General features: G+C 62.2%; 25 protein-coding genes and 1 riboswitch. Of the genes, 18 read left to right on the top strand and 7 right to left on the bottom strand.

Going from position 1 to position 21266, the window contains the following annotated elements; all coding sequences use genetic code 11:
• The first annotated feature begins 126 nt into the window (after positions 1 to 126).
• From ESZ53_RS04730 to gatA, 3 genes are read left to right on the top strand one after another with little or no spacing between them, the layout of a single operon-like run.
• Entirely contained in the window at positions 127 to 1479 is a 1353-nt protein-coding gene (locus ESZ53_RS04730; protein WP_129071769.1) for an alpha/beta hydrolase, read from the top strand.
• Between the two features lie 54 nt (positions 1480 to 1533).
• Positions 1534 to 1848 carry an Asp-tRNA(Asn)/Glu-tRNA(Gln) amidotransferase subunit GatC gene (gatC, locus tag ESZ53_RS04725; RefSeq protein WP_129071768.1) on the top strand — a complete coding sequence of 105 codons (315 nt, stop codon included), beginning with the start codon at positions 1534 to 1536 and terminating at the stop codon, positions 1846 to 1848.
• Complete coding sequence (gatA, locus tag ESZ53_RS04720) at positions 1848 to 3362, top strand: Asp-tRNA(Asn)/Glu-tRNA(Gln) amidotransferase subunit GatA (protein WP_371683549.1); 1515 nt, start codon at positions 1848 to 1850, stop codon at positions 3360 to 3362. Before gatC ends, gatA begins: the two co-directional genes overlap by 1 nt.
• A gap of 195 nt (positions 3363 to 3557) precedes the next feature.
• On the opposite strand, the gene ESZ53_RS04715 is transcribed toward gatA, so the two are convergent.
• Positions 3558 to 4115 carry a CGNR zinc finger domain-containing protein gene (locus ESZ53_RS04715; RefSeq protein WP_129071767.1) on the bottom strand — a complete coding sequence of 186 codons (558 nt, stop codon included), beginning with the start codon at positions 4113 to 4115 and terminating at the stop codon, positions 3558 to 3560.
• A gap of 71 nt (positions 4116 to 4186) precedes the next feature.
• Between ESZ53_RS04715 and ESZ53_RS04710 the strand changes: the two genes are divergently transcribed.
• The 6 genes from ESZ53_RS04710 to ESZ53_RS04685 all read left to right on the top strand — a co-directional run bounded on the left by ESZ53_RS04710 (position 4187) and on the right by ESZ53_RS04685 (position 9727).
• Entirely contained in the window at positions 4187 to 5230 is a 1044-nt protein-coding gene (locus tag ESZ53_RS04710) for a DMT family transporter (RefSeq protein WP_129071766.1), read from the top strand.
• Entirely contained in the window at positions 5223 to 6740 is a 1518-nt protein-coding gene (gene gatB / locus ESZ53_RS04705) for an Asp-tRNA(Asn)/Glu-tRNA(Gln) amidotransferase subunit GatB (RefSeq protein WP_129071765.1), read from the top strand. Before ESZ53_RS04710 ends, gatB begins: the two co-directional genes overlap by 8 nt.
• A gap of 65 nt (positions 6741 to 6805) precedes the next feature.
• Positions 6806 to 7138 (top strand): glutamyl-tRNA amidotransferase, encoded by a 333-nt coding sequence (locus ESZ53_RS04700; protein ID WP_129071764.1) that lies wholly within the window; start codon positions 6806 to 6808, stop codon positions 7136 to 7138.
• A gap of 168 nt (positions 7139 to 7306) precedes the next feature.
• Positions 7307 to 8695 carry an MFS transporter gene (locus ESZ53_RS04695; protein ID WP_129071763.1) on the top strand — a complete coding sequence of 463 codons (1389 nt, stop codon included), beginning with the start codon at positions 7307 to 7309 and terminating at the stop codon, positions 8693 to 8695.
• Positions 8696 to 8780: 85 nt separating this feature from the next.
• Positions 8781 to 9332, top strand: a complete 552-nt coding sequence (locus ESZ53_RS04690; protein WP_129071762.1) for an OsmC family protein — start codon at positions 8781 to 8783, stop codon at positions 9330 to 9332.
• 98 nt (positions 9333 to 9430) lie between these two features.
• On the top strand, positions 9431 to 9727 hold the full coding sequence (locus ESZ53_RS04685) for a DUF1905 domain-containing protein (protein WP_129071761.1): 297 nt from the start codon (positions 9431 to 9433) through the stop codon (positions 9725 to 9727).
• A gap of 60 nt (positions 9728 to 9787) precedes the next feature.
• On the opposite strand, the gene ESZ53_RS04680 is transcribed toward ESZ53_RS04685, so the two are convergent.
• From ESZ53_RS04680 to ESZ53_RS04665, 4 genes are read right to left on the bottom strand one after another with little or no spacing between them, the layout of a single operon-like run.
• Positions 9788 to 10207 (bottom strand): DUF1761 domain-containing protein, encoded by a 420-nt coding sequence (locus ESZ53_RS04680; RefSeq protein ID WP_129071760.1) that lies wholly within the window; start codon positions 10205 to 10207, stop codon positions 9788 to 9790.
• Between the two features lie 48 nt (positions 10208 to 10255).
• Positions 10256 to 11005, bottom strand: coding sequence for a cytochrome c biogenesis CcdA family protein (locus ESZ53_RS04675; protein ID WP_129071759.1), 750 nt, complete (start codon positions 11003 to 11005; stop codon positions 10256 to 10258).
• A 6-nt stretch (positions 11006 to 11011) separates the two neighbouring features.
• Positions 11012 to 11536, bottom strand: coding sequence for a thioredoxin family protein (locus tag ESZ53_RS04670; RefSeq protein ID WP_129071758.1), 525 nt, complete (start codon positions 11534 to 11536; stop codon positions 11012 to 11014).
• A 58-nt stretch (positions 11537 to 11594) separates the two neighbouring features.
• Positions 11595 to 12035, bottom strand: a complete 441-nt coding sequence (locus ESZ53_RS04665) for a hypothetical protein (RefSeq protein ID WP_129071757.1) — start codon at positions 12033 to 12035, stop codon at positions 11595 to 11597.
• A gap of 144 nt (positions 12036 to 12179) precedes the next feature.
• Between ESZ53_RS04665 and ESZ53_RS04660 the strand changes: the two genes are divergently transcribed.
• The 5 genes from ESZ53_RS04660 to ESZ53_RS04640 all read left to right on the top strand — a co-directional run bounded on the left by ESZ53_RS04660 (position 12180) and on the right by ESZ53_RS04640 (position 16144).
• Positions 12180 to 12806, top strand: coding sequence for a hypothetical protein (locus ESZ53_RS04660; protein ID WP_129071756.1), 627 nt, complete (start codon positions 12180 to 12182; stop codon positions 12804 to 12806).
• 35 nt (positions 12807 to 12841) lie between these two features.
• Positions 12842 to 14206 carry a glucose-6-phosphate dehydrogenase gene (locus ESZ53_RS04655; protein WP_129073498.1) on the top strand — a complete coding sequence of 455 codons (1365 nt, stop codon included), beginning with the start codon at positions 12842 to 12844 and terminating at the stop codon, positions 14204 to 14206.
• Positions 14203 to 14751: an SRPBCC family protein gene (locus tag ESZ53_RS04650; protein WP_246837384.1), complete on the top strand. Its 549-nt coding sequence runs from the start codon at positions 14203 to 14205 to the stop codon at positions 14749 to 14751. Before ESZ53_RS04655 ends, ESZ53_RS04650 begins: the two co-directional genes overlap by 4 nt.
• 101 nt (positions 14752 to 14852) lie before the next feature.
• Positions 14853 to 15296 carry a VanZ family protein gene (locus ESZ53_RS04645; RefSeq protein ID WP_129071755.1) on the top strand — a complete coding sequence of 148 codons (444 nt, stop codon included), beginning with the start codon at positions 14853 to 14855 and terminating at the stop codon, positions 15294 to 15296.
• Positions 15293 to 16144: a DUF3097 domain-containing protein gene (locus ESZ53_RS04640; RefSeq protein WP_129071754.1), complete on the top strand. Its 852-nt coding sequence runs from the start codon at positions 15293 to 15295 to the stop codon at positions 16142 to 16144. Before ESZ53_RS04645 ends, ESZ53_RS04640 begins: the two co-directional genes overlap by 4 nt.
• Positions 16145 to 16191: 47 nt before the next feature.
• Here ESZ53_RS04640 and ESZ53_RS04635 read toward each other — a convergent pair whose 3' ends face one another.
• Positions 16192 to 17118: an LLM class F420-dependent oxidoreductase gene (locus ESZ53_RS04635; RefSeq protein WP_129071753.1), complete on the bottom strand. Its 927-nt coding sequence runs from the start codon at positions 17116 to 17118 to the stop codon at positions 16192 to 16194.
• A gap of 26 nt (positions 17119 to 17144) precedes the next feature.
• Positions 17145 to 17253: riboswitch (TPP riboswitch) on the top strand.
• Between the two features lie 33 nt (positions 17254 to 17286).
• On the opposite strand from ESZ53_RS04635, the gene ESZ53_RS04630 reads away from it, so the two are divergent.
• Genes ESZ53_RS04630 through ESZ53_RS04615 form a run of 4 tightly spaced genes read left to right on the top strand, consistent with a single transcriptional unit; the run spans position 17287 to position 20621 of the window.
• Positions 17287 to 17919, top strand: coding sequence for an ECF transporter S component (locus ESZ53_RS04630; RefSeq protein WP_129071752.1), 633 nt, complete (start codon positions 17287 to 17289; stop codon positions 17917 to 17919).
• Between the two features lie 8 nt (positions 17920 to 17927).
• The gene (locus ESZ53_RS04625; RefSeq protein ID WP_371683548.1) at positions 17928 to 19355 is read left to right on the top strand and encodes an ABC transporter ATP-binding protein; all 1428 of its coding nucleotides are present in this window, start codon (positions 17928 to 17930) and stop codon (positions 19353 to 19355) included.
• A complete protein-coding gene (locus tag ESZ53_RS04620; protein ID WP_129071751.1) occupies positions 19352 to 20107 on the top strand; it encodes an energy-coupling factor transporter transmembrane protein EcfT in 756 nt (251 codons plus the stop codon). Before ESZ53_RS04625 ends, ESZ53_RS04620 begins: the two co-directional genes overlap by 4 nt.
• Positions 20097 to 20621 carry an ATP-binding protein gene (locus ESZ53_RS04615; RefSeq protein WP_129071750.1) on the top strand — a complete coding sequence of 175 codons (525 nt, stop codon included), beginning with the start codon at positions 20097 to 20099 and terminating at the stop codon, positions 20619 to 20621. Before ESZ53_RS04620 ends, ESZ53_RS04615 begins: the two co-directional genes overlap by 11 nt.
• On the opposite strand, the gene ESZ53_RS04610 is transcribed toward ESZ53_RS04615, so the two are convergent.
• Positions 20618 to 21232, bottom strand: a complete 615-nt coding sequence (locus ESZ53_RS04610) for a hypothetical protein (protein ID WP_246837383.1) — start codon at positions 21230 to 21232, stop codon at positions 20618 to 20620. The genes ESZ53_RS04615 and ESZ53_RS04610 overlap by 4 nt on opposite strands.
• Positions 21233 to 21266: the final 34 nt, after the last annotated feature.

The following is a 21266-nucleotide window of genomic DNA, read 5'->3' as shown; positions in this document are numbered from 1 at the left end:
CTAGTAAAACGTGAGTATTGCCTTCGGTTCACGCCCGAATAGGGGCAGACTCCCTTAGGATTAGCTGAACGTGGTCGTGCGCGGGGACGTCGCACAGTTCACGTTCCTTGAGGGGATCACCCGACGTTGCTGATTGAAATTGCACTCGCTTTAGCTACCTCGGTCATAGGCTTACCCGCCGCCGAGGTCTCTGGCGCGCCCGCAATCAAATTCCACTCCATCGTCACGAGTGACTCGCCGTCACCTTTCGTGGGTCCGGTTGTCGACACCACCGGGTCTCTCGGAACCGCAACGTTCAGCGCCCGCACCCTGACCTCGCTCGCCAGCATTCCAGCGGACAGCATCCCTCAGTTCTTCTCTTCCCGCCCCGGCACCATCGAACAGATTCTCGCTTCGCCGCCGCCGGCGCAAGAAGTGGCGCTCTGGTGGGGCGATTTGGCCAGCGATAGCCAGGTTGCACTCGAGAGCGCGAGCCCCCAACTGCTCGGCAACCTCGAGGGCGTGCCCTATACGATCCGCGACGTCAGCAACCGCACTGTTCTCGACGAGACCATCGTCGAACTGACCGCGGTCGTCGACTCGGATGCCGGCCGTGCCGTACAGCAAAGCGCACGCCAGCAGCTCAACATGCTGTCGTCGATCTCCGAGTCTCTTGCGTTCGACAGGGCGGCCCCCGAGCGAACCCTCATCACCCTCGACGTCACAGGGCAGGGTAAGGCCGCCATCGTGCTCGGCGACTTGAATGAAGCCGACTATGTGAGCTTCTTGGTGCCGGGCATGTTCTTCACTATCGAAGGCCAGATGGCCTATTGGGCTGAGGCCGCTGACGCGCTCTACTGCGAGCAACAGGAGTGGCTTGACCACTTCGAAACCCAGTCGGTATTCACGCGCAATGAGACCGTCGCGACCGTCGCCTGGATCGGCTACGACACCCCAAACCTCACCAACGTGGGCGCGATCGATAACGCGAACCAGGGCCGTGACACTCTTGCTCAAGCAATTATTGGTCTGCAGGCGCTGCGCGGTTCTGACCAGCCGTACATCGCAGTGGTGGCACACTCCTATGGAACGACAGCGGCGATGATGGCCCTGTCGGAATATGACTTTGAAATCGATGCCCTCGCCATGGTCGGGTCACCCGGCAGCCCGGCGAAGTCCGTGGACGATCTGCATGTGCGCAACGGCAATGTGTTCGTCGGTGAAGCCGCGTGGGACCCCATCCCGAACAGTTCCTACTTCGGCGCCGACCCTGGAACAGAGTCGTTCGGTGCTCAGTCGCTCGGCGTCGGCGGCGCTTTCGACGTGGTCATGAAGCGATCGCTCGCTGGCTCCGTCGGGCATAACGAGTACTTCACCCCGGGCAGCGAATCGATGCGCAACTTCGCACTGCTCTGCATCGGGCGCAGCGACCTCGTGATCCCCGAACACGCGCCCGCTGTCGAACGTGCCTTCGGGTCTCTCGCTGGCCCTTCGAGCTAGCAGTTCTCTATACACTGGAGGGGTTCCCTGTCTGTTTCCCATCTTCGGAGCTCCATGACTGACACCAATCCGGGTGCGATCACTGCTGAGGTCGTCACACACCTCGCATCGCTTGCCCGCATCGCCCTCACCCACGACGAAATCGAGAAGCTCACTGGAGAGCTTGGCGCGATTGTTGATTCCGTGGCCAAGGTCAGCGAGGTCGCAACCGATGAGGTTCCGGCAACGAGCCACCCGATTCCTTTGAGCAACGTCTTCCGTGCGGATGTTCCCGGCGTCACCCTCACCACCGAACAGGCGCTCGCCGGCGCCCCTGAGCACGACGGTTCACGCTTTGCCGTGAGCGCGATTCTGGGAGAAGAACAGTAATGGCAGCTTTGAACGACCTCACGACGATGTCGGCAGCAGATTTGGCCGGCAAGCTGAGCTCGGGCGAAGTCTCGTCTGTCGAAGCAACCCAGGCGCACCTCGACCGTATCGCTGCCGTCGACGACCGGGTTCACGCGTTCTTGCACGTGTCGGCGGATGCGCTGGCCAACGCTCAGCGCATCGACGAGCGTCGTGCAGCAGGGGAGTCGCTCGGTGAGCTCGCCGGTGTGCCCGTCGCTGTCAAAGACGTGCTCTGCACGATCGACATGCCCACTACCGCGGGCTCCAAGATTCTTGAAGGCTGGGTTCCGCCCTACGACGCAACGCCCGTGGCGAAGTTGCGTGCAGCTGGCCTCATCCCGCTCGGCAAGACCAACATGGACGAATTCGCCATGGGCTCGTCCACCGAGCACTCGGCGTATGGTCCGACGCGAAACCCGTGGGATCTCGACCGCATCCCCGGTGGTTCCGGTGGTGGCTCTGCTGCGGCGGTCTCCGCGTTCGAAGCCCCGCTTGCTCTCGGGTCTGACACCGGTGGGTCGATCCGCCAGCCGGCATCCGTTACTGGTTCTGTCGGTGTGAAGCCCACGTACGGTGGCGTCTCGCGCTACGGCGCGATCGCTCTGGCGTCGTCGCTCGACCAGGTCGGCCCTGTCTCGCGTACCGTCCTCGACTCCGCACTGCTGCACGATGTGATCGGCGGGCATGACCCCCGCGACTCCACCTCGCTCAACGAGCAGTGGCCGTCGTTTGCTGCCGCAGCTCGTGCCGGTGCCGCTGCCGAAAGCCTCAAGGGCGTTCGCGTGGGCGTTATTAAGCAACTCGACAGCCCCGGCTTCCAGGCCGGTGTCTCGCAGCGCTTCCACGAAGCTCTTCAGTTGCTCACCGATTTCGGTGCCGAGATTGTTGAAGTGGATGCTCCGCACTTTGAGTACGCCGTTGAGGCGTACTACCTCATCCTGCCCGCCGAGGCGTCGAGCAACCTCGCCAAGTTCGACTCGGTGCGCTTTGGTCTCCGCGTCACGCCTCAGGGCGGCGGCACCGTTGAAGACGTCATGGCAGCGACCCGTGAAGCTGGTTTCGGTGACGAGGTCAAGCGCCGCATCATCCTCGGTACCTACGCCTTGAGCGCCGGCTACTACGACGCGTACTACGGCAGCGCGCAGAAGGTGCGCACGCTCATTCAGCGCGACTTCGCTGCAGCGTTCGAGAAGGCGGACGTTCTCGTCTCGCCTTCGGCGCCGACCACCGCGTTCAAGCTCGGTGAGAAGCTCGAAGACCCGATGGCGATGTACCTCAACGACGTCACCACGATTCCGGCCAACCTCGCGGGTATCCCCGGTATGGGTCTCCCCATGGGGCTCGCTCCCGAAGATGGACTGCCGACCGGTTTCCAGATCATGGCGCCGGCTCGCGGCGATGCTCGCCTCTACGAGATCGGTGCCACGCTCGAGCGTTTGCTCGAAGCGCAGTGGGGCCACACCCTGCCGAGCCAGATCCCGGCACTCGGCTAAACAACTCCAGCTCTGTCACTCGACCCGCGCTCATCGTGAGCGCGGGTCGAGTGCGTTAACGCGATCGTGGCGCGGGTATCCGGGTATCCGGGTATCCGGGCATCCAAGCGTGCAAGCGTGCAGGCGTGCAGGCGTGCAGGCGTGCAGGCGTGCAGGCGTGCAGGCGTGCAAGCGTGCAAGCGTGCGGGCGTGTGGCTAGGCGTCGTCGGCGGCCTGCCGTTCGCGATACGCAATTTGGTTCATCCGGTTTCCGCAACGGATGCTGCAGAACCGTCGTGACCCGTTGCGCGAGAGATCGGCCATGAGGCCTTCGCAATCGGGGGCTTCGCAGCGCCGCAACCGCCACATGGCGTCGGAGCGCACAACGTCGACGAGCGCGAGTCCGACCTCGGCCTGAATACGTTCCGCGAGCGGCGCTTCGGGGTCGTTGGCGTGCAGGTGCCAGTCGGAGTCCCCGTGGCGCGCTAAGAACGGCAGGGCTTTAGCTTCAGCAAGCATCGCGTTGATTTCGATCGCGGCGTCGTCGCGCGTGAGCTTCCAGATGCCGCGGATGCGGTCACGCACGGCCCGAACGTCGGCCACTTCGGCGTCGTCGCGGTCGATGCGCCCGCTAAACCGAAACTGCATGACGAGGTCGTGCACTTGGCTAACCGACATCAGTTCGTCGACGCCCGATCTGCTCGCGAGTTCGTGCGAGTTTCCGAGTAACACCGCGAACTCGAGACTCTCTACCGTGTCAGGGGCAAAATGCAATTTGACTCCTTATTTGTTTCGAGACTAGCGTCAGCAGAAATACTCGTCAATCTCGTTCGAAGCAGTAGCCCATGAAACAGCCCTCCACGTCCCTCGGTTTGTTAATCGCACTGATCGCCGCCGCCAGTTTTGGCCTGTCGGGGGCACTCATCAAGCCGGTGTTGGAAGCAGGGTGGAGTCCCGCTGCGGCGGTCACAGTGCGCGTGCTCATCGGGGGTGCGGTGCTTGCGCCCTTCGCATTCATGGCGCTCAAGGGGCGCTGGATCGCGCTCTGGTACGCGCGCAGCCGCATCCTCCTCATGGCAACGATCGGGGTTTCAGGTACCCAGCTGGTTTACTTTGCGGCGATTGAACGTATCCCCGTGGGGATCGCGATTCTGCTTGAGTACATGGCCCCTTTGCTGCTCGTGGCCTTCGCGTGGGCCACGTCACGACGCACGCCGAAAGCAGTGGTGTTGATTGGCTCGGTCGTCGCGCTGGGCGGGCTGATTCTCGTGGTGTCACCGGAAGGGTCGGGAGCGCTCGACCCGGTGGGCATCATGTTTGGGGCCCTCGCTGCGATCGGCGCGGCGGTGTACTACGTGATTGCTGCGCGCACGAGTGAGGGGCTTCCCGCTGTCGCTCTGGCATCGGCCGGTCTGCTGCTTGGCGGTGTGATCTTGGGGCTCGTGGGGCTGCTCGGTATTGTGCCCTTCGATATGCCGCTGGTGGATGTCACGGTGTTGGGCTTTGTAGCTCCGTGGTGGGCACCGCTCCTCATCGTGGGTATCGTCGCGACCGGCATCGCCTATTCGACGAGCATCATGGCAAGCGAAATGCTCGGTTCTCGCCTCGCGTCGTTCGTCGGACTGCTCGAGGTTGTCACGGCAGCGATCTACGCCTGGCTTCTGATTGGCGAGAACTTGTCGATCATGCAGTTCGTGGGTGGGGCCCTGATTTTGGCGGGAATCGCGTTCGTGCGCTCCGAGAAATCCGAGCATATTGGTGACTTCACGATCGAGGCCGAGGCCTTTCCGAGCGACGAGGATGAACCAATTTTGGCCCCGGCATCCGCGCCGCTCGAACCGGGTACCGATACGGTGCCGCTGCGCCACGTACAATCGTTGGGTGGCTAAAGCTGAATTGATGGACTACGACAAAGCACTCGAACTATTTGAGCCGACGCTCGGTTTCGAGGTGCACGTCGAGTTGAATACCCAGACCAAGATGTTCTCGGATGCTCCGAACCCTGCTGCGGCGGGTGCGGGCGATGCTGAACCGAACACCATGATCACTCCGGTTGATCTCGGTTTGCCCGGCAGCCTGCCTGTCGTCAACGAAGAGGCGATCAAGTATTCGATCTCCCTAGGGCTCGCGCTCGGCTGCGAGATCGCGCCGAGTTCGCGCTTCGCCCGCAAGAACTACTTCTACCCCGATCTGGCGAAGAACTATCAGATCAGCCAGTTCGATGAGCCGATTGCCTTTGAGGGCTCGGTTGAGATCGAGCTCGAGAGCGGTCGCACGATTACGATTCCGATCGAGCGCGCGCACATGGAAGAAGACGCCGGCAAGCTCACCCACGTGGGTGGCTCGACTGGTCGCATCCAAGGTGCCGAGTATTCGCTGGTTGACTACAACCGCGCGGGCGTTCCTCTCGTCGAAATCGTCACGCACATGATCACGGGTGCTGAAGCGGATGCTCCTGAGGTCGGCAAGGCCTATGTCTCGGCTATTCGCGACATCGTTCGCTCGCTGGGCATTTCTGAAGCGCGCATGGAGCGTGGCAACTTGCGCTGTGACGCGAATATTTCGTTGAGTCCCCGCGGTTCCGGAAAGCTCGGCACGCGCACCGAAACGAAGAACGTGAACTCGATGCGCAGCGTCGAGCGTGCAGTTCGCTATGAGATCCAGCGCCAGGCGGCCATTCTTCAGAAGGGTGGCACGATCACTCAGGAGACCCGCCACTGGCACGAAGACACCGGTGTCACGAGTGCGGGTCGCCCCAAGAGCGACGCTGATGACTACCGTTACTTCCCCGAGCCCGACCTTCTTCCGGTTGAGCCCTCGGCTGAGCTCATTGCTGAGCTGCGTGCGGCTCTTCCCGAGCCACCGGCCCAGCGTCGCAAGCGCCTGCAGGCTGCGTGGGGCTTCACTGACCTTGAATTCCGCGATGTCAACAACGCCGGACTCTTCAGCGAGATCGAAGCAACAGTTGAGGCCGGAACGACACCAGCTCAAGCGCGCAAGTGGTGGACGGGCGAAATCGCTCGCCTCGCCAACATCCAGGGGGCTGACCCGAGCTCGCTCATTAGCCCTGAGGATGTCGCGGCTCTCGTTGCGCTCATGAACGACGGTGTTCTCAATGACAGCCTGGCCCGCCAGGTTCTCGAGGGTGTTATCGCTGGCGAGGGAACTCCCGCCGAGGTTGTCGAGAGCCGAGGGCTCAAGCTCGTGTCTGACGACGGCCCGCTGATTGCGGCTATCGATGAGGCTCTTGCTGCCCAGCCCGATGTTCTTGCGAAGATTCGCGAGGGCAAGGTGCAGGCTGCTGGTGCCGTGATCGGTGCGGTCATGAAGGCGATGCGGGGTCAAGCTGACGCTGCGCGCGTTCGCGAATTGGTCTTGGAGCGCGCTGCCGCCGAATAAGGCGCTTGACGCGGCGTGGGCTTGGCACGGCTCGAACGTCAGTTGTAGGCAGTACCGTTGAGGTCATGTCTGAAACTGCCGAGCTTGTCGTCGAAATCCACGTTCCCCTTACCCCCGACACCGAGGTAGCCGAGGGTGAGAGCCGCTTCCCCTGGATCGAGTCACTCGTGGAGTTCACGGCTGAACTCGATGAGGGTGGGGAGATCTTTGTCGTTGAAGAAGGCGACGTCTTTAACGAGGCCTACGTCATCGTGATCACGGGTGCTGACGAGTCAACGCTCATGGGTGTTGCCAACCGCGTAGCGAACCTGCCGGGTATTCCGACGGGCGTTTTTGCCGTGCAAACGGATGCCGACGCTGACGAACTCGGCCAGGGCACGGTCGTCGAAATCTCTTAGCGAGAATACCGCTCAAACTTAGTCAAATTTGGTTGTTTTGCGTCGGCTGCGGCGTACACTGAGAGAGCACCGCAGCCGCCAGTACACGCGCGTGATTGAGTCACCGCCCTGACGAGGGACGATCCGCCCCGTCTGCAGTAGCTTCGTACTACTGAAGAGCACAACACCATGACAAGCAGCACCCCGGTGGGCACGCCCACCAGCCCCATTCCGATTCCTTCCAGCATCTTTTCGCCACAGGTGATGTGGACCACAATCGGCGCTTTTTCGCTGATCTTCTTGGGAGCGTTCGAGACCCTCGCGGTCACGACGGTCATGCCCACGATTAGCCGTGACCTCGATGGTCAGTCGCTCTACTCCGTTGCCTTCTCGAGCAGCCTTGCCGCGAGCGTGATCGGCATGGTGCTGGCCGGGCAATGGTCTGACCGCACGGGTCCCGCCAAACCCCTGATCGCCGCCATGGCGGTGTTCACCGTCGGTCTTCTCGTGGCTGGCTTCGCCGGAACGATGGGCATTTTCATCGTGGGGCGCTTCTTGCAGGGGCTGGGTTCTGGTGCGCTCATTGTGGCGCTCTACGTGGTGGTGGCCCGGCTGTACCCGGCAGTGTTGCATCCGAAGATCTTTGGGCTGTTTGCATCAGCCTGGGTGCTGCCCTCGCTGATCGGCCCGCCGCTCGCCGGCGTTGTCGCCGAGCAGATCAGCTGGCACTGGGTTTTCTTCGGTGTTGTCTTTCTCGTCATGGCCGCGGGTGCTGCGATCCTGCCCGCCGTGCGCGTTCTGCTCGACCAGCCGATCACGGTGGGGGAGAAGTCTTCGGGCAAGCGAGCCGTCGTGTGGGCAGTCGTCGCTGCCGTGGCGATCGTGGCCATCAGCCTCGGCGGTGAGACCGACGGAGCCTTCGCGTGGCCGTTGGCGATCGCAGCGCTCGTGATAGCGATCATCGCACTGCGCCCGTTGCTGCCCGAGGGTTCGCTCACTCTGCGCCGTGGCTTGCCCACCACGATTGTCCTCCGTGGTGTCTTCGCTGCAGCGTTCTTCTCAACCGAGGTGTATCTGCCGTACCTCCTCAACGAACGCTACGGTTTGCCGGCGTGGGCCGCGGGACTCATCCTCACTGTGGGCGCGGTGTCGTGGGCGGTCGGTTCAGCGCTGCAGGGGCGCCTGCCCGAGTCGGTCTCACACAGTCAGGTGGTGGTGGTCGGATCGCTGTTGCTGAGTGTGGGGCTTGCGACCCAGTTCGTGACGGCGTACTTCATGCTTTCGCTCTGGATTGCCGCGGCGGGCTGGCTTGTCGCCGGCGCCGGCATGGGAATCACTTTCCCGCGGCTCTCCACTCTCGTTCTCAGCCACTCAAGCTCGCGTGACCAGGGCTTCAACAGCGCTGCGCTGTCGATTTCGGATGCCGCTGGTGGCGCCGTAGCGATTGCTTTCGGCGGTCTCGTCTTCGCTGCCGTCGGCGGGCTCACGAACGGTATGGGTTTCGTGGCAGCTCTCGGCCTTGCGGCCGTGTTGGCCGTGGCATCCATTCCTGTGGCCTTGCGGGTACGCACGCGCTAACGCATTATTTCGCTGTGTTAAGCAGTGTGTCGGAGCGTTACGTCACGTTCTCGCGGGCGTGAACGATCGCGATTACCGTCGCCGCATGACACTTCTCACTAACGACACCACGACCACTGACCTCGCTGCCGACCGAGCCGCACGCCTGACTGCCGCGGGCTCCGCGTGGAACTCGCGAATCGCCGCCAAGCCAGCCGCTGCAGAACTCACCTACGCCGTCACTGGCAAGGGGGTTGGTTCCGTCGGCACTGTCCTCAAAGCCGGCAAGCACATCTTCCACATCGACGAGCCCGAGGGGCTCGCGGGTGATGATGTTGCCGCCAGCCCGGTAGAGATTGCGCTCGGCGCACTGATCGCGTGTCAGGTAGTGGTCTTTCGCCTCTACGCTCAGGCGCTCGACATCCAAGTGGATGACATCTCCGTCAAGGCCGAGGGCGACCTCGATGTTCGTGGCCTCTTTGGCATCGACAAGAACGTCCGCAACGGATTCGGAGCGATTCGCCTGTACGCCACCATTACTGGTCCGGAATCGCAGGAACGCTACGACGAGCTGCGCGATGCCGTTGACGCTCACTGCCCGGTACTCGACCTCTTTGCTAACCCCACCTCCATCACCACGCAGGTGGTCAAGGGCTAACGGCACCCCATGATGATGCCCTCGGACATGATCGACCGGTAGCTCAGGCTGCCGGTCGATTTTCTGTTAACCGCAGCATTGACGAGTAGCCTCGGGATATGAAACCGGCATTCGAATTCACCTCTGAGCTCACACCGTGGGCGTCGAAGCCGAGTGTGCACTTTCTTCAGGTGCCGCCGGATGTCGGAGTCGACATCAAGGAGATTCCGTCACCCCCGCGGGGCTTCGGTGCCATCGCGGTCGAGGTCACGGTTGGCGCGACCACGTGGACCACTTCAATCTTTCCCGATAGCAGCCTCGAAGACAGCTACTTTTTGCCCGTGAAGATCGCTGTGCGGCACGCTGAAGGCTTAGAAGCCGGCGATACGGCCGAGGTTACGATTCAGCTGATCTAGCCTCCTGCGCAGGCCGCAGAGCGATGGCAACACCGCGCCGTCGGGCGGGTGGCCCGGAGGTTACGCGGGCCAGACTCCGATAATTAACGCCATCACAACAATGGTGACGAACTCGTGGCTCACGTTGAGCACCGTAAGGCCGTTCGGGCGGCCATCGAACTGATCATGCGTGATGAAACGAGCGGCCGTGAATCCGCCCCACAGCACGATGCTCGTCAGCAGTGTGTTCACGAAGAAGCCGCCACCGTAAAAGTCGAAGGCGATGAATGCTGCGCCCGCGAGTACCCAGGCGGTGATGAAGCTCACGATGACGGTGACGACGATGGGACGGAGCGCATCTGCCGCGTTTCCGCTCGGTGTGATACCCGCGGCTTTCATCCAGTAGTTGCCAAAAACGCGCGGCGAATACCAGATGGTGCCGACGATCATGCTGGAGAGAGTCGCGAGGATGACCGCGATGTAGTTAATTTCGGGAACCATGACAACCTCCGGTTGCGAACGAGTGCCCGAAGCCTACTCTCGCGGCGACTAGCCGGTGATGTTTTCTTCGAATCGTTGGATCGGGTCGTACCAGCCCTGCTCGAGAACGTAGCTCTGAAATTGCTTGTCGAGGCCCAGAATCACCGCAAGGCCGACGACGAGCAGGATGATGCCGACTACGCGCTTGAAGACACCGTTCGGGTTGGCAAGCCAGCCCAACTTGCGCGCGAAGGCTTGGCCCAAAAACGCGATCATCAAAAGAGCGATCGCGAGACCGAGCGCGTAGACCACGATGTACAGCAGGCCTTCGCCGAACGAGACAGGAAGCACCGTCGCCAGAATCAACGCGTAGGTGGGGGAGCAACTGCTGAACGTCGGGCCGAGAGCAGCGCCGAGCATCACGTCGCCACCGAGACCGCCGCGCGAGTACGAGCGATTCATCACGGCGTTAGTGCGGTTTTGGATGCCCGTGGCCATCATGAAACGTTCCCAGAGCGCCGGGAATACCAGCGTGAGACCGAAGATGATCAGGATGCCGCCAGCGATGATCTGCCAGACCAACTGTGGAATCCCGAGCAGTGCCGTCGTTGCCTTGAGCAACAGAGTGAAGAGAATGACGGAGCCAGCGAGGCTCACGGCGATAACGACCGGGCGGAACCACTGACGCTCAGCCACGGTCGAGTCGCTACTCGTGCGGGCGATCGAACCGCCGACGATGACGGGTAGCAGGGGCAGCACGCACGGGGCCGCGACGGTAAGAACTCCCGCAACAAAGGAGAGCAGAATCAGGCTGAGCATCGCGACCTAGTTGAGCGCGGTGAGAACAGCGTTCAACGATGGGTCGGCATAGGCAACGAAGTTGTCCTGAACCTTAGTGCCGCTGGAATCGACCTCGACGAAGGTCGTCTGTTGCGTTACGCCGTACTCGGCACGCAGATCTTGATTGGTGTCGTAGTCGACCTTCACAATCGTGATCCCTGAAGGAACACCCGACGCCGTGATGTCGCCGTCAGCAGAAACGCACTGCGGGCACCAGGTGGCGTGGAAGAACAGGATGACGCGGCCATCGGCATCCGCAATGACGCTCGGGCTGTAGTCGACGTAATCGCCACCGCCATCGTTAGCAATCGCAGCGCTGTCGTCAGTGCTGGCCTCGGTCTCCGAGCCTTCAGGAGCGTCAGGTTCGCTCGAGCTTTCGGAGGCTGCGGAACCGCCAACGGATGCCGTGCTGTCAGCGGAGTCGTTCGAGTTTTGGACTGCGACGATCGAAACGGCTGCAATGACAATGACGGCAAGAGCAACGATGACCGCGAGGATTCGCTTGTTCATGCCATCCAGTAACGCACGCGGAACGGATAATGTTCCGCCTCCCGAGAAATTTCTGGGACTATCCCCAGATTTCAGGAGTGTGCGAATACAGCTTGAGATCGCCGAAAGTTAGCGCACCTGTGAATCTGGCTCGCGTATACGGGAGCAAAACCATCAGCGCGGCGCCCGCTTTGTGCTCGATGCGCACTTCGATGGCGTCCGACTTGAGAGAGGCAATTCGCGTGTTCGAAATGATCGCGCTGCAGCGTGCGATAGCAGCCATTTGACGCAACTGCGTCACGGTCTGCGCGATCATAGCGTGGGCATCCAAGTGCTTCTTTTTGAGCGCTTCGTCGGCAGACATCTCCAGTACACGGCCTGAGGCGTCGGTTACGAGAGCGAACGTCATGAACTCGCTGGCATGGCTCAAATGCTTGCGCGCCACAGTGAGCGACGAGTCGAGAATTCGATCAACGTCAGCCTGCTGCTCGGCGTTGAGCGCGTCTCTCCACGATTTCATATCCAAACCGTAGCGAGTCGAACGCCTCTTTGTCCCACGAAGCGCCCAAATCACCCGCGTTTTGGTGTCACGACTCTTTTTTCGTGTCGAGTCGGATCGCTCGGTTTCTCGCGGTCTGACACCGCCCTGCGCTAACGTCGAAGCATGCAAAAGGCCCAGCTCACCAGTGCCCAGCGAAGCTATTCTCTTGTCGCCGGTGCGGTGGCTCACGCCCTCTTCTCCGTGGGCTGGCTCATGCTCGGGTTCGTCGCGCTCGGCGGGGGCCTCACGTTGCTGCTCGGTGGAACAGCGAACGGTGTGAGCGGGCTTTTCGGTGACGTCCCTGTCGTGGCCGACTTCATCCGCAACACCAGCAGCGTGATCGGCACGGTGATCATCGTGATCGCAATCGTGGCGTTGCTCTTGGTCGCTCTCGCGGCCTTCGCAAGCATCTTTCTGCTCACGCGCGGTGCCGTGCGTAAACCGTGGCAGATCACCTTTCAATCGCTCGGGATCGTTGCTCTGCTCGATGTTCCGCTCTTTGTGGCGTACTTGACGATTGCCGCGCAAGCGACTGACTCTGCGGTGGGCGGTGCTGTGTTCCTTGGTCCCGTCGTAGGCGTTGTCGGCTCCGCTGTCGTCGGTGCTCTTGTGTGGTGGTGGATGGCGTGGTCACGCCGCGGGTCCGCCTCACGATTTGCCGGGGTTACCGCCACAGCATCTGCAACCGCCGTTGCTCCCCAGCAAAAGTCGAGCGCCGCTGGAGATACTGGCACCACCCCTTCGAAGTAATACGCCGTGCAGCGGCACCGAGCAGAGAGTGCATGATGATGGCACGCATTGACACACTGATCATCTTGGGAGCGGGCGGCGACCTGACTTCCCGACTCCTTTTGCCCGGGCTGGCGTCGTTTCTGGCGAGCGACCAGGCACAGTCGCTAACGCTGATCGGCGCTGATCGCCAAGAAATGGATGACGCAGCCTGGCGCTCCCGAGTGACACAGTCCTTCGACGCCTCAGTTTCGCCCGCGGCCACCGCTGTGGCGAACGCAGCGCATTACGTGCAAACCGACGTCACTGATGCTGATCAACTGCGTGACTTGATTGCCGCGGGTTCCGGCCGCGTGGCGCTGTATTTCGCCTTGCCTCCTGCTATTGCCCAGAAGGCAGTGGCCGTGCTCGCGACGCTCGAACTGCCCGAAGGCATTGTGCTCGCGCTAGAAAAGCCTTTCGGCAGTGACGAAGCGAGCGCTCGCGCTCTCAATCGCATCCTGCAGACGATCGTGCCTGAAGAGCAAGTGTTTCGAGTGGACCATTTTCTCGGTAAATCGACGGTGCTGAACCTGTTGGGGTTGCGCTTCGCTAACCGCGTTTTCGAACCGCTGCTGGCTGCGCCCAACGTGGCGAAGGTCGAGCTGATTTTCGATGAGGCTCTCGCTCTGGAAGGTCGCGCTGGATACTACGACCGTGCTGGAGCCGTCGTCGACATGATCCAAAGCCATCTGTTGCTGGTTCTGGCGCTCACCGCGATGGAGCCGCCCGCGAGCGTGAGTTCCGAAGACCTTCGCGGTTCTATGGCGCAGGTACTCCGTGCGACTCGCGTGCAAACGGTCGATGGCACGTGTGCGCGGCGTGCCCGCTACACCGCGGGAACGATTGGCGATCGCCGCCTTCCGGCGTACGTCGATGAGAATGGCGTCGACCCGGAGCTTGGCACTGAAACTCTCGCTGAAGTCACCTTCGAGATCGACAACTGGCGATGGGCGGGAGTTCCGTTCGTGCTGCGCTCGGGCAAAGCTCTGGGCGATTCCCGCCAAGACATCGTGATTACCTTTGCGCCAGTTCCGCATTTGCCGAACGGCCTCACGGGTAGCGCCGAGCCGGCGAAACTCACCATCTCGATCAAGCCTGCAACGCTCTCGCTCGATCTCATCGTGAACGGCGAGGGCGACCCGTTCACTCTTGATCGCACTCAACTGACAACCACGCTGGGCGATGCGGCGATGAGCGCGTATGGCGAGGTCATTGCGTCACTCATCGACGGCGATCCGGTGCTCTCGGTGCGGGGCGATGTTGCCGAACAGTGTTGGCGAATTGTGGCTCCGGTGCTTGACGCTTTTCGCAACGACCGGGTTCCCCTCGAGGAGTATCCAGCAGGGTCGCACGGCCCCGAATCGTGGAGCCGGCCGTGACAGGCACCGGCGCTCGGGGCGTGACGGGCGGTCGGGGCGTGACGGGCGGTCGAGGTGTGACGGGCGGTCGAGGTGTGACGGCGCGCGCAACCGCACGCACCCGCGCGAGTGCAGAGCAGGCGTACGTGCTCTCGGGACCTCTCGACCCCACCGATTTTTATCCGCGGTTTGGGCCGTTGCCCGCCGTTGTCGCGGTATTGGATCAGTCGGGCGACTGGGACACCATCGGCCGCACTCGCCGCTTGATTCTCTCCGATAGTGGTTATGTCATTGAGACGATCACTGACACCGAAGTTCCCGGGCTGTTTGCCTACGAGCTCAGCGATTTTCAGCGACTGTTCGGGATGCTCGTCTCGGGCGCCCGCGCCGAATGGCATTTCGACAGCACGATCAACGGTGCGCGCATCTCATGGAGCTACACCTTCGTCGCCAAGCGTGGCCGACGGTGGGCGGTGTGGCTCATCGTACGACTGTGGTGGGGGCGGTACATGCGCCGAGTCTTGCCTCCGATCGCTCGGGAGATTGAGCGTCTCGCTGCACGTTAGTCAGCTCCAGTTATCTAATCGTTGCAAGAAACGGCGTCGTTCACACCCTCCACGCACCATTCTCACAACTTGCGCGGAGATGCGCTTGTGACAATGTTTCTATGTTCCGATCGAGATTTGCAGTGGCTGCCGCAGCAGCGCTGTACTTCGCCGCTCTGGCGAGTCTCGCTTTCGTGATTGCCCCGGGCAGCGATGGCCGCTTTTGGCTGTGGACGACCGTAGCGTTCATTCCGGTCGGTGTCTTTCTCGTCGGCATGTTCGGTCGCCGACGGTGGTGGGCAGCACTCGCCTTTAGCATCGTCGCGGCGTCGTGGCTCGAAGCTGCGCAGACAGTGTGGATGCCCGCGGGCTATGCCGCTGTCGTAGACATTCTGCTGGCCAGTATCGGTGCCGGCATCGGAGTGTCAGCTGCCGTGGGTGTAGCCCTCTGGCGCGAACACTCGGAACGGCCAGCGACGCGCACTACGCAAGCCACCACCAACCTCGCGACCTCTCGTCGCGCCTCCGCCAGCAACTCGGCGGCACCGCTTAACCTCGAGCGGTGACCGACGACCGCTATTCCCACGATGTTCTTGCCGACTTCAGTATTCAGCGCGGCCCGAAGGTTCTTCCGAAGGTTGCGATCGAGCGAGACATGGTCGTCGAAGTCATTGCCGACGGCTACGTCGGTGCACTCGTGCGCTTCACCGACGGCCTCATGGAATTGGAAGACCGCAGCGGGCGCTCCCGTGCCTTCCCGCTGGGAAGTGGCTATCTGATCGATGGCGTGCCGGTCGAGCTAATAAAGCCCGTGCCCAAAGCCGGTGAGACGGCTACTCGCAAGACCGCGTCGGGCTCTTTCGCCGCGCCAGAGCAGCGCGCCCGCACCGCGCTTGCGAGCCGCATTTATGTGGAGGGTCGCCACGATGCCGAACTCGTCGAAAAGGTGTGGGGCGATGACCTGCGAGCCGAGGGAGTCGTCGTTGAGTTCCTGGGGGGTATCGACGATCTCGAGAAGATTGTCGCGGACTTTGCGCCCAACTCCGAACGCAAGCTGGGCATCTTGGTTGATCACCTTGTGCCGGGCTCAAAAGAGAGTCGAATTGCCGAGGCTGTGGGCCGCGGCAAGTACGGCAAGTATGCGCTGATAGTCGGGCACCCGTTCGTGGATGTCTGGCAGGCGGTCAAACCTCAGAGTCTCGGAATCGCCGCGTGGCCCACCGTTCCCCGCACGATTGAGTGGAAGCACGGCATCTGCGAGGCGTTCGGCTGGCCTCATGACGATCAAGCGGATATCGCGCGCGCCTGGCAGTTCATCCTGTCGAAAGTGAAGAACTTTGGCGATCTCGAACCTGAACTGTTGGGCCGCGTCGAGCACTTGATCGACTTCGTTACGGTCGACCAAGAATCGTAGCTAGCTAGCTAGCTAGCGAGCGCAACGCTTCGCAGATGTGCCGTCGCTCAGTCGAGCTGGGGGAGTACTTCGCGCGCGAGAAAGTCGAGCTGGTCGAGGTCGTGAAAGTCCATGATCTGAAAGTAGACCCGGGTAAAACCGAGGGCTTTTAGCTCGGAGATCTTGTCGACCACTTCGCTTGCGGTCCCCGCGAAGCCCCCGAGGCGCAACGCGTCGGGGGTGCTGTTGGCTGCGGTTGCGCGAGCGTCGATTTGAGCGTCAGTGGCCCCGACTGCGGTCGTTCCGGCTATCGAGAGCACGAGGGTCGATGGGTCGCGGTCGCAGTGCTCGCACGCGGCATGCACGCGGTCGATGCGTTCCTTGAGCGGTGCGATAGTGGCGAAGCCAGCGTTGTATTCGGCGGCGAACTTAGCCGTGAGCGCTGGCGTACGGCTCGGGCCGCTGCCGCCGATAATGATCGGTAGCGGGTCTTGCGTGGGCTTCGGCAGCGCGGGGGAGTTGCTCAACTGGTAGTGCTTGCCCTCATACGAGAAAGTCTTTCCGGGGTCGGTGCCCCAGATGCCCGTGATCACGTCGAGCTGTTCTTCGAGCATCCCGAACCGCTTTGCCGGGAAGGGGATACCGTAGGCGGCGTGTTCGCGCTCGAACCACCCCGTGCCCAAACCGAGTTCGATGCGCCCGCCCGACATGTCGTCGACCTGAGCGACCTGAATCGCCAGAATTCCCGGATGCCGGAAGGTCGCCGACGAGACGAGCGTGCCGAGGCGAATAGTTGAGGTCTCCCGCGCGAGACCGGCGAGCGTGGTCCAGGAATCTGTCGGACCAGGCATGCCACCGTTGCGGTCATCCATCGTCAGATAGTGGTCAGAGCGAAAGTAGCCCGTGAAGCCGAGCTGCTCTGCCGCTTGCGCGAGCAGAAGCTGGTCGGTGTAGCTGGCGCCGTTCTGAGGCTCTGTGAAGATGCGGAAGTCCATACCCCGAGCCTATTGATGATTAGACTGGGTGGCGAACACGGGAGTCCGGTGAGCCGGGCTGAGAGGGAGCTTCTCCAAGCTTCGACCGTCGAACCTGATCTGGATCATGCCAGCGCAGGGAGCAGACACTCTTGAAACCCGTGCCATTCACTAGTGAAAGGCACGAAAGTGACCACAACAGCACCATCTTCACCCTCGTCCACCACCTCGACCCTGGGATCGCGCTTTCAGTGGCGCGTCATCGACATCGTCGTGGCCAGCGTCATCGGCGTCGCGAGCGGCTTGATTTTCGTCGTCTGGAACGTGGCGTCAACGCCGGCACTGGCACCGTTTTCGGCGCTGCTCCCGGGACTCCAAGCGATCGGCGGAGGCTTCTGGCTGTTCGCCGGTGTTCTCACCGCGCTCGTTATTCGTAAGCCGGGCGCCGCAATCTATGGTGAAGTCGTCGCAGCCTCGGTCTCGGCCCTCATCGGCAATCAGTGGGGCATCCTCACCCTCGTCAGCGGTATTACCCAAGGAGTGGGCGCCGAGATCGTGTTCGCTGCGTTCCTCTACGCAAACTGGCGGGTCAGCGGCGCCATTCTGGCCGGCGCCGGAGCAGGACTCGCCATGGTCATCACCGACTTGCTGCTCTGGTACCCGGGCTCAGCACTGCCCTTCATTGTCATTTACGCGATCGCTGGCGTCGTCGGCGGAATGCTCATCGCCGGATTACTCTCGTGGCTTGCCACGCGTGGTCTTGCTGCCACCGGCGCGCTCAACCGTTTCGGTGCCGGTCGCGAGATTGCGAAGCGGGTCTGACCCCCACAGTGCCTGCTGGCGTCACCGTCGAAGGATGGGGGTGGCGCCACTCCAGCAGGCTCGCGTGGGCGGTGCGCGGGCTCGACCTGCGCATTGAACCGGGCGAACGTGTACTTCTCCTCGGCGAATCCGGGGCAGGAAAATCGACCTTTCTCCATGCCCTTGCCGGGGTAGTCGGTGACGACGAAGGTGAGTCAGAAGGCTCACTTCTTGTCGATGGCGAGCATCCGGCATCCATTCGTGGCCGCACGGGGCTCGTGATTCAAGACCCTGATAGTCAAGTGATTCTGGAACGCGTCGGTGACGACGTTGCTTTCGGTTGCGAAAACCTTGGTGTGCCGCGCGACGAGATTTGGCAGCGGGTGCGCCATAGTCTCGCTCAGGTCGGCCTCGACGTCGCTCTCGATCGCTCGACGAGCGCGCTCTCGGGCGGGCAAAAGCAGCGTCTAGCGCTCGCCGGAGTACTCGCGATGCAGCCGGGGCTCATCGTTCTCGACGAGCCAACCGCCAATCTCGATCCCGTTGGGGTTACCGAGGTTCGGGATGCCGTCATCCGGGTCGCCGAAGCGACCGGCGCCACGATCGTCGTGGTCGAGCATCGCGTGTCGGTGTGGAGCGAAGTTGTCGATCGTGTCGTTGTGCTCGCAGCCGGCGGGGGAGTCATCGCCGACGGGCTACCTTCGGAGGTTCTCTCGCGCCAAGGACAGGAGCTTGCTGCTCGCGGGGTCTGGATCCCGGAGTTCCCACCGCCGCGCCCCCAGCGCGCAGCCCGCGGTGAGCAGCACACCGTCCTTACCGCGGAAAGCCTCGCATTTGGGCGCGCGAAGAAAGCACTCGGAATACCCTTCGACCGCGAGATCCTGAGCAGCCACGCGCTCGCCATTACCGGTGCCAACGGCGCCGGTAAGTCCACGCTCGCGTTGACCCTTGGCGGACTACTCGCACCGGTAGACGGTGCCGTGGTCGCGAGCCTCGCACTCGCAAACGGGGCGGGCCCGCATCCGATCAGATGGAAGTCGCGTCAACTGCTCACTCGAATCGGTACCGTGTTTCAAGACCCGGAGCACCAGTTTTTGACGAGCACGGTGCGCGCAGAGCTCGAAGTGGGACCGCGGGCGCTGAAGCTTTCGGCGGCTGAAATGAATGCTCGGGTCGATGAGCTACTCACGCGGCTCCGTCTCGAGCAGCTTGCCGAAGCCAACCCGTTCACGCTCTCGGGGGGCGAGAAACGTCGCCTCAGTGTCGCTACCGCCCTGGCTACGCGCCCGCATGTTCTGGTACTCGACGAACCCACGTTTGGCCAAGATTCGCGTACATGGAGCGAACTGCTCGCACTGCTGGCTCGGCTCGTGGATGACGGCAGCAGCGTGATCGCGGTCAGTCACGATCTCGAGTTTGTCGCCGCGCTCGCAGACTCTACGGTGGTGCTCGAATGATCCCCATCGCGCCCGTGAACCCCGTGGCCAAGCTTGGAGCGGGGATCATTGTGAGCCTCTTCCTCATCCTCACGATCGACTGGGTTTCCGCGGCGACGGCTCTCGTGCTCGAGCTTGCGATTATCGCGTTCTTGGGCATCGAGCCGAAGCGTTTCTGGCTGCGCACCCTGCCGGTCTGGATCGCGGCGCCGCTTACCGCGCTCACGATCTTGCTCTATGGGCGCTACGACGGCGAGGTGTACTTCGAATTCTTGCTGATCAGCATCAGCGACGGCTCGATCGAGCTGGCTCTCGCCACGTTTCTGCGGGTGCTCGCGATCGGTTTGCCCGCGGTGGTGCTCTTCATCTCGATTGATCCCACGGACTTCGCCGACGGGCTTGCCCAGCGGCTACATTTTCCCGATCGTTTCGTACTCGGCGCGCTTGCTGCGGTGCGGATGGTCGGCCTCTTTCTCGAGGACTGGCGCTCGCTAGAGCTGGCTCGACGCGCTCGCGGCGTCGCTGATCGCGGAAGGCTCCGTCGACTCGCGGGTCAGGCCTTCGCGCTGCTGGTGCTGTCGATTCGGCGCGGAAGCAAGTTATCCATCGCGATGGAAGCGCGAGGCTTTGGCGGCTCTCAGCAGCGCACCTGGGCGCGAGAATCACGCTGGGGCGCAGCAGAGTGGCTCACTCTGCTCGTCGGGCTTCTCGTGGGCGTTACCGCTACCGTGGTGGCCGTGCTTACGGGAAGTTGGAACCTCATTGTCGGCTGACGTCACGCGACCGCTGCCATCGCCACGCTGGCGCTGTCTCATCGATGGTCGGTCTGGTTCGGGTAAAACCGAGCTGGGCCGAGCGATGGCGGCCGCGTGGCCCGAGGTTCAACTCGTCAAGCTCGATGACTTGTACCCGGGCTGGGATGGGCTGGATGCCACGAGCAGCATTATTCCGTGCATTCTCACGCAATTGCGGTGGCAAGAATGGAACTGGGCCACCGATTCGGCGGGCGCGTGGCACGAACTCGACGGTGATCGCCCCATCGTTATTGAAGGCATCGGCTCGCTGAGCCGGGCCTCGAAGCCACTCGTCGATCACAGCATCTGGGTCGATCTCGATGATGTAGCGCGAAAGAAGCGCGCCCTCGATCGCGATGGCGACACCTACGCCCCGCACTGGGAGCGCTGGGCTCGGCACGAGCAGAGCTTTATGGCGCGCGAGCAACCGCGAGAACTTGCGGCTGAGATTGTCGACGGCGTCGATATCTCACGCTGGTTTGAGCGTGGCTAGCTCGCCTTCGTCCACAACTGCGTGAGATCGGTTCCGCGGGGGTTGATCGTCATCGCGTCGGCCTCGCACGTGAGGATGAGCCCGACGACGTCGTCAAAATCGCTACGAGGAATGGTGTACTCCAGTTCCTCTACCGGTTCGTCGTCGAGCGTCGCGGCAGTTTCTACGGTGTACTCGGAGACATCCCAGTTGTGGGGGATGGCGACATCAACATTGATGAGGGCTTGGCCCGTTACCGTGCCGGTATACGACTGCGTAATGGTCATGACTTGGTCTTTTTTAGGCTCAGCGGTGATCGTGAACACGAGATCAGAGTCGATCGTGATTCCGCCGTTGCTCGTCCAGGTCAGCGTTTGACCGCCAGTCGGCTCGACAGCGCTAGCCGGCACATCTTCGGAGTCGAGTTCAGCGAGGAGCTTTTCTGACGCGTCGGCCGTGTCGAGAGTCCACGTATGACCCATCGCGCACACCTCCATCGCCGTCGGCGGCTCGCTGGTATCCGCAGGCTCGATCAGGGCGCAGCCGGATAGCACCAGCATGATCGCAGGGGCTATCACTAGCGCACTCGCGCGCTTGCTCGACATCATCAATCCTCCTGAGGTTCGTGACACTCACGAAATCCTACGCGGTTGTGACCGTTAGACC

The organism is Salinibacterium sp. UTAS2018, assembly GCF_004118935.1.
Taxonomy (GTDB): Bacteria; Actinomycetota; Actinomycetes; order Actinomycetales; family Microbacteriaceae; genus Rhodoglobus.
The sequence above is the reverse complement of the archived record's forward strand: the minus strand, read 5'-3'. Positions and strand labels throughout refer to the sequence as shown.